General features: G+C 67.7%; 5 protein-coding genes and 1 pseudogene. 4 read left to right on the top strand and 2 right to left on the bottom strand.

Annotated features, from left to right (window positions below; all coding sequences use genetic code 11):
- Window positions 1-223 precede the first annotated feature (223 nt).
- Window positions 224-1,534 (bottom strand): hypothetical protein, encoded by a 1,311-nt coding sequence (locus tag ACIBJF_RS51110; protein ID WP_399184743.1) that lies wholly within the window; start codon window positions 1,532-1,534, stop codon window positions 224-226.
- 1,017 nt (window positions 1,535-2,551) lie between these two features.
- On the opposite strand from ACIBJF_RS51110, the gene ACIBJF_RS51105 reads away from it, so the two are divergent.
- On the top strand, window positions 2,552-3,577 hold the full coding sequence (locus tag ACIBJF_RS51105) for a cytochrome P450 (protein WP_399184742.1): 1,026 nt from the start codon (window positions 2,552-2,554) through the stop codon (window positions 3,575-3,577).
- 96 nt (window positions 3,578-3,673) lie between these two features.
- On the opposite strand, the gene ACIBJF_RS51100 is transcribed toward ACIBJF_RS51105, so the two are convergent.
- Window positions 3,674-4,231 carry a GNAT family N-acetyltransferase gene (locus ACIBJF_RS51100; RefSeq protein WP_399184741.1) on the bottom strand — a complete coding sequence of 186 codons (558 nt, stop codon included), beginning with the start codon at window positions 4,229-4,231 and terminating at the stop codon, window positions 3,674-3,676.
- Between the two features lie 479 nt (window positions 4,232-4,710).
- Between ACIBJF_RS51100 and ACIBJF_RS51095 the strand changes: the two genes are divergently transcribed.
- The 3 genes and pseudogenes from ACIBJF_RS51095 to ACIBJF_RS51085 form a co-directional block, all read left to right on the top strand.
- Window positions 4,711-4,863, top strand: coding sequence for a ferredoxin (locus ACIBJF_RS51095; protein ID WP_399184740.1), 153 nt, complete (start codon window positions 4,711-4,713; stop codon window positions 4,861-4,863).
- A pseudogene (locus tag ACIBJF_RS51090) lies at window positions 4,860-6,230 on the top strand (NAD(P)/FAD-dependent oxidoreductase); the annotation flags it as partial. The gene ACIBJF_RS51095 and the pseudogene ACIBJF_RS51090, both read left to right, overlap by 4 nt.
- Window positions 6,231-6,470: 240 nt before the next feature.
- Window positions 6,471-7,069 (top strand): cytochrome P450 (locus tag ACIBJF_RS51085; RefSeq protein ID WP_399184744.1); only part of this gene is annotated, 599 nt, incomplete at its 3' end.

Genomic DNA, 7,069 nt, shown 5'->3' with positions numbered 1-7,069 from the left:
GCCGCCGCAGCCCTCGTCCTGCTCCAGCTCGAATACGACCGCACCGTCTAAACGATCACACACAGGCATGATCGCTTACCGGGAAAGGCTCAGTAGCGGGAACCCAAGCGTCGGCGCGGGCGGCGAGCACCGCACATGCCGCCCGCGGAAAGGCAGAGGACGCCGACGAGTCTCGCCCTGGTCCGGCTGCGGTCGGACCAGGGCGAGGCGAGCGCGCCTGCGTCTACGCGGGCTGCGCGGGGAACACGACCACCGAGCCGTCCTTGTTGCGGGAGATCTCGATCGCCACATCTGTCGCGCGGCTGTTGACCATGACGCCGTCGCCCAGCTTGCGAATCCGGCTTGCCGCGCGCATCAGATGATCTACTTCACCGGTCGTGAGTACGGGTAGGAATCCGTTCGTGCGTGTCAACTCCAGTGCCGACAGGCGTTCCAGGACATGGGCGATGCTCGACTCCAGTTCCTCGAGGCGCTGCTGGTCGGCCTTGAGTGCGCGGGCGAAATTCTCGAACGGGTTGCCGGGGTCGCTCTGGGCGTGATCGACGGCCTGCAGAACGATGACCCGACGCTTCAGCGCAATGGCCAGGTCGGCGAGTTCCAGGTGGGTGCGGAATGTGCCGCCGTCGTCGTCGACGCCGGGGAACGACTTGGCCAGCGTGTCGATCTCGACAGCCTTGCCTTCGGGTAGCTCGTCAAGTGCGTTCTTCCACTTGGTGAGGCGCCGGTCAGCGGCGGCCAGCGCCTTGCCGATGGCATGCACGGCCGAGTCCAGTCCCAGCGAGACACCGAGTTTGCCCTGGTCGAGCAGGATGGCGGTGGCCTTGTCGATGGCATCGCGGCAGCCATCGAGTTCGCTGCGCTCGTCATCGAGCTTCTGGTCGTGCAGCTGCTCCAGCAGTTCCGTGATGCGCGCGATGGCCTGCTGGCGCTGATGGTCGGCATGCGCGCTCACCCCCACCGCTACGGCCATGAGCACGAGCGGCGCGGCCACGGTCAGCGCCGCGCTGCCGGCGACCGCGACGCCGGCTGTCGCACCGGCTCCACTGGCTGCGCCCGCCGTTGCCGCTTTACCTACGGGCACGAACGACGCCGCGTCGACGATCGTGCCCTTCGAGTTCACGAATGCGCCGCGGATGCCATTGGCCACCCCCTTCGCCGCCATCGGGCGGACGATGCCCTGCCCGAGCTGGGCGGCGGTCTTCGCCGGAACCACCATGCGATACAGGTTTTCACCGGTGGCGGTCGCCTTGGCCGCCGCAGAGGAATTCTTCGCCGATTGCGTGATGAGCTGCGACAGGTGCTGCGCCAGGGGACTTGCGGCATCGAGCGGGATGCCTCGGCCCCGGTCGAGCTTGGCCGACAGCGGGTGTACCTCAAGTGTGGCGATCGGCTCGTCGGCCAGAGCGGCCAGTACACCGCGCAGTTCGGCCAAGCGCTCAGCCGTCATCGGCCCGTCTCCGGTCAATGCGGGCACCCGGACGTCACCGGTCGCCAGCGTCCACACCGGAACGATCGCCTCGCGGTCGTCGGTCATCGTCTCCCCCTCGTTTCCAGCGACAGCCTGCGGCTGACGTTCGACAAGAACAGCATGAACCCTTGTGCATTCAACTACGGGCACTGTCCGCCGGTGAACCGACGATCCGGCAACGAGGGGTTGGTGCGGTGGCGGTCCGGGTCCCCGTGGCCGGATCGCTCCAGCGGCCCGGCCCAGTTCCGCAAGGTCTCCGGGTTCACCCCGGATCAGCGGGGACCGATCTGATCGTCGCTTCCGGCCGCGACTCGTACAACGCGACCGCGTTCGCCTTGAACTCCGGCGGATCGTGCTTCGTGACCACGGGACATCCGTGCTCCTGGAGACCCAAGATCCAAGTCTCTCGGGTGTCCAGGATCCAGGGTCAAGCCCCTTTTGGTCGAGGAACAGCGGGCCGCGGTACTTGATGTCCTTGCGCCCTCTCTCACCGCTTCTTCTTCGAATGCGTGCGACCGGTGACCGAAATATGCCCTATATCTTAGATGTGCCGTGTGTGGCAATATGTCATGTGTGGCTTTTGGTGCTGAAGACTGGCGAGAGGAGAGCGTCATGATCGCCAAGCTGCTCGGCAAGCTGTCCTTCACCCGCCACTACGGTGCGTACGGGGCCCACGAATGGGATGCGTACGCCGGCGACGAATAGGACTGACCGCACTGCCGGCGGGCGCCCCTGGGCGCCCGCCAGTTCCCAGCCACGCTGCCGACGGCATCGGCCTGGACCGGTACGAGAGCCAGGGACGATCTCATGGGCCGAAGGAATGAGCCGCCGAGGTTGCCCGGAGGCAGCTTTGCGGCCTGGAGCCGTGACCGGCTGGCATTGGCGCGCCGTGGCGCTGAAGAGTGTGGGGACGTCTGGCAGCTGGAGCCGGGTGTCTACGTAGCCGCTGCGGCCGGGCCGTGTGAAGCAGTCCTGCGCCGTGCGCAGGACTTCCCCAAGGCACCCTCGCCTCTCTTCCCGCCGTTGAAGCGGTCGAGCGGAGCACCAACACGCGAGGAGCGTGCGCGCGCTCACGCCGCCCGCATGCGTGGACTACGTGCGCAGGCGGTTGCAGCCCGGATCGGTGACATTGCGCCCCACACCGCTCGATTTGCCGACCAGTGGCCCACGGGCCAGGACGTCGAGATTCTGCCACCGGTCCGGCACGCCCTGGCAGAGATCGGCGTGAGCTACCTCTTCTCCGAAGACGCTCCCACCCTGCTGCCCTATGCCTTCCAGCTCTTCCTGGCCCGCGAGGTGCTCGTACGCCCCTCGCGTTGGGTATGGCCGCGCTGGATCCCCACACCGGCACGGCGGTTCCGCACACGGCAGCAAGTCGCCTTCACCGACGCTTTGCGGCCCATCGTCCGCCGGCGTCGTTCATCGGGCCGACTCGGTGACGACATGCTGGGACAGATGCTCCGGCCCTCCCCCCACTACGGACTGCTACCGGAAGAAGCCATCCTCGACACTCTTCCCGGAATCACCGTCGCCACCTTCGAGACCCCTTCCCGGGCAGCCGGATGGATCCTGCTCCACCTGGCCCGGCACCCGCAGGCGGCGGGCCGCGTCGCGGCTGAAGCCGCCTCGCTGCCCGCGGACCCGTCCGCGACCACCAGCACCCACCTCGGCAACCTGCGATACACCCAGGCACTGGTGAGTGAGGTGCTCCGGCTGTACCCCCCGAGCTGGCTACTGACCCGGCGCGCCCCACGACAGACTCAGCTCGCCGACTACACCATCGATGCCGGGTCCACCGTTCTCGTCTGCCCGTACACCGCCCACCGCGACGCACGGGAATTCCCCGAGCCGGACCAGTTCCGGCCCGAGCGCTGGCTCGATGATTCGGGTTCGTCGGCGAAACCCGGGGTCTTCCTCTCTTTCGGTACCGGGCCACATGGCTGCGAGGGAGCCGCTCTGGCCATGGCGATGCTGACGCTCCTGACGGCGCAGACCGCTCGCCGCTACCACTTGAGCGAACCGCCCGGACCGGAACCCAGCTACCAGGTCACCACCCTCGAAGGTCTCGCACCTGTGGGCTTGCGCCTGCGCGCCACCTTGCGCGGCTGAGGGCAGTCCTGCTGTCGGTGACGGGCCGCCTCCACCAGCGAACAGCGAACGTTGATCAAGTTCGAGTGCCGTTCCGCACAGGCCTGGATGACCAGCTCATGGTTCGCTCATCATGTGTCGCTGGTCGAACTCGTTGGCGAGCATGCCCATCATGACGAGGTCGTGGTGCCGGCCGGCGAAGAAAACGTGTTCCCGCAAGCGTCCCTCCTCGGTGAAGCCGAGCCGGCGAAAAAGTGCCAGCGACGCCTCGTTGTGGGCGAAGATCGCTGCCAGGCATTTGTGATAGCGCCGCTCGGCGAACATGAAGCGCAGCAGCAGCACTACGGCTTCTGTCGCGTAGCCCTCACGCCGGTGGTCGGCGCCGATCGTGACATGACACTCGAACCAGCCTGAACGAGGGCCGGTGCGATGTGAGCCGACTGTGCCGACCAGCGCGCCCGTGGCCGTCGCTTCGACTGCCAACCGGAAGCGGTCGTCATCGCACTTGGCAACGGCTTGCTCCTTCGCCCAGGCACGGTAGCTCTCGGCGGACCGCGGCAGATCCAGCCGGCTCCCTCGCCGCCCGTCATCGTCGGCGAAGTGCATGAACGCTGTCCAGTCGTCGGGCTCGACAGCGCGTAGGCGTACCCGATTACCAGTCCAGGACGATGCCATGCCCTATTTGATCACGCTGCTGTGCGCGCGAGGCTGAAAGGCACACCGAACCGTCGTGGGCGGCAGTCGGCGAGACCGACTCCTGCCCTCTTCTGTCGGCATCCGCCCGGCGCTTGATTTCTACTGGTCCCAGGCGAGTGCCCCGGCAGCCGAAGAAGTGACGGGCCGGGTCTCTGGCCTGCGACCATCTAATCGATCACGCTGGACTCGCCGGTATCGGTGCCGCTGTTTACGCTGATTCTCTGACGGTATTCCGGCGCACCGTGCCACACGGTTTCCGCCGAAAAGGCAATCCAAAAGACCACCGCTTATGTAACAAAAAATGCATCCGCAACCAGGGATACGACTTCGCTAGGGGTGGGTAGCGGCCGGATCCTCCCTCGTCGCGCGCCGGAGTGGCGTCGGCTTGAGGGTCTGCAGCTCCCACTCACCGTGGAGGCCGGGGTGAAAGTTGGTACCTGGCCCTGGAGGCGTTCCGGATGCACGGTGAGGAAGCGCTCATGTACGACCCGAACCCCGACGACGCCCAGCGCGACCAGGTGCTGCGCGCCGCGGCGGCCTGCCCGGTTCAGGCGATCCTGGTCGACCAGACGGAGACGCGGCACGCACCGGCGGAGGCGCCGCCGTCATGACCAGTGCCGACAACCTGCGTGCGTTCAAGCGCGATGGCCGCATCGTGGTCGTCGGGGCTTCGCTGGCGGGGCTGCGGGCCGCGGAGGCTCTGCGAGACGAGGGTTTCACCGGATCGTTGACCATGATCGGTGACGAGGCGGACGAGCCGTACGACCGGCCTCCCCTGTCCAAGCAAGTACTGACCGGGTGGGTGCCGGCCGGGGGCACCACTTTGCCCCGCCGTCGTGGCATCGATGCGGAGTGGCTGCTGGGCGTGCCCGCCAGCGGGTTGGACCTCGCCACGCACCACGTGCGTCTCGCCGACGGACGCGAGGTTCCCTTCGACCGGGTGCTGATCTCCACCGGGGTACGGGCCCGGCCGTGGTTCGTCGCGTCCGAGGCGGCTCTGGACGGAGTGTTCGTCGTGCGTACGCGTGAGCATGCCGAGGGCCTGCAGCGGGCCCTCGCCGCCGGGCCCTCCCGTGTGCTGGTCATCGGTGCGGGCTTCACCGGCTCCGAGGTCGCCTCCGTCTGCCGCGAGCGGGACATCCCGGTGACCGTTGCCGAACTCGGGCCGGCCCCGCTGGTCGGGGCGCTCGGCGCCATGATCGGCGAGGTCGCGGCCGACATGCAGCGCGCTCATGGCGTCGACCTGCGGTGCGGTGCCAAGGTCGCCCGGCTGGAGGGCGATGCGCAGGGGCGGTTTCGCCGTGCTCACTTCGACGACGGCAGTACGGTCGACGCCGATGTGGCGGTGGTGGCACTCGGGAGCATCCGCAACACCGAGTGGCTGCGGGAGTCGGGACTGGCGGCGGGCGTGTGGGGAATCACCTGTGACACGGGCTGCCGCGCCCTCGACGTCAACGGCCGCGTCACCGACGACGTCTTCGCCGCGGGAGACGTGGCACGTTGCCCGAACCCCCTCTACGAATCCCGGCTCATCGCACAGGAGCACTGGGCCAACGCCGTGGAGCAGGCAGAGGTCGCGGCACACAATATGGTCAGCGCCCAGGCGGACCGCCGGTCCCACCTGTCCATCCCGCTGTTCTGGTCGATCCAGTTCGGCGTCAACATCAAGTCCGTCGGCGTGCCGACCTTCGCCGACGAGGTGGCCGTCACCCAGGGATCGCTGGACGACCACCGTTTCGTCACCGCATACGGCTATCGGGGCCGCGTCACGGCTGCCGTGAGCTTCAACAACGGCAAGTGGCTGGACCACTACCGACAGCTGATCGAGACGGCCGCACCTTTCCCGCCCCCCTGCCCCACGCCGGACCAGCCGGCCGACATGAAACCGGTGCCCGTCGACCTCCCCGGCCCCGCCCTCCTCGCGCAGGGCGCCACGGTCGTCGTCACAGGCCATGACCCGGGTGAGCGCCGCGTCACGGCCGTGCACCAGCATCCGCAGGAGGAAGGCCGGACGACCACGACAGGGACGCCCGGCGTGCTGCGACGGATCTACGACTACTGCGCCCGGGCCGACCCCTACCCGCTGTATGCCGAGCTGCGCAAGACGCCGGTGGCTCGGCAGGAGGACGGCAGCTACGTCATCAGCACCTATCGCGAGATCACGGACATACTGCATGACCCGCATCTGAGTTCCGACCTGCGCAATCTGTCGCGTCCCATGCCCTCAGCCGAGGGGGCCACGTCGTCGTTCATCCACATGGACTCGCCCGAGCACGATCGCCTGCGGCGTATGGCGATGCGTCACTTCGGCCCCCCGCACACCCCTGGACTGGTGACCGGACTCGAAGGCTTCCTGACCGCCACCGTCGCCGGCCTGATCGACGATGTGGCGGGCAAGGAGCAGATCGACGTCGTCGACGACTTCGCCTTCCCGTTCCCCGTAACCGTGACCTGTCACTTGCTCGGCGTGCCACGCGAGGACGAGCCGAGGTTCCACCTCTGGGTGAACGACATCATGAACTCGGTCGACTACAACCCCGAGACCGACCCGAAGGAGAAACTGGACAAGGGCATGCAGGCCCGCAAGGACTTGCGCCAGCGCCTCGGCGAGCTGGTGGAACAGCGCCACTGCCGGCCGGAAGACGGCCTGCTGTCCCGGCTGGCCAACGACGACGGGCCCGACGGCCGGATGGCCGACGCCGAAATCGTCGCCACCGCCAAGCTGCTCCTCATCGCCGGCCATGAGACCGTCGTCAACCTCATCACCAACGGCATGCTGACGCTGCTGCGCCACCCGCAGGTGCTGCGGCGACTGCG

The organism is Streptomyces sp. NPDC050743 (genome assembly GCF_044456925.1).
In the GTDB taxonomy this organism is placed as follows: domain Bacteria; phylum Actinomycetota; class Actinomycetes; order Streptomycetales; family Streptomycetaceae; genus Streptomyces.
Note: the sequence above shows the minus strand (reverse complement) of the source record. Positions and strands in the feature narration are given on the sequence as shown.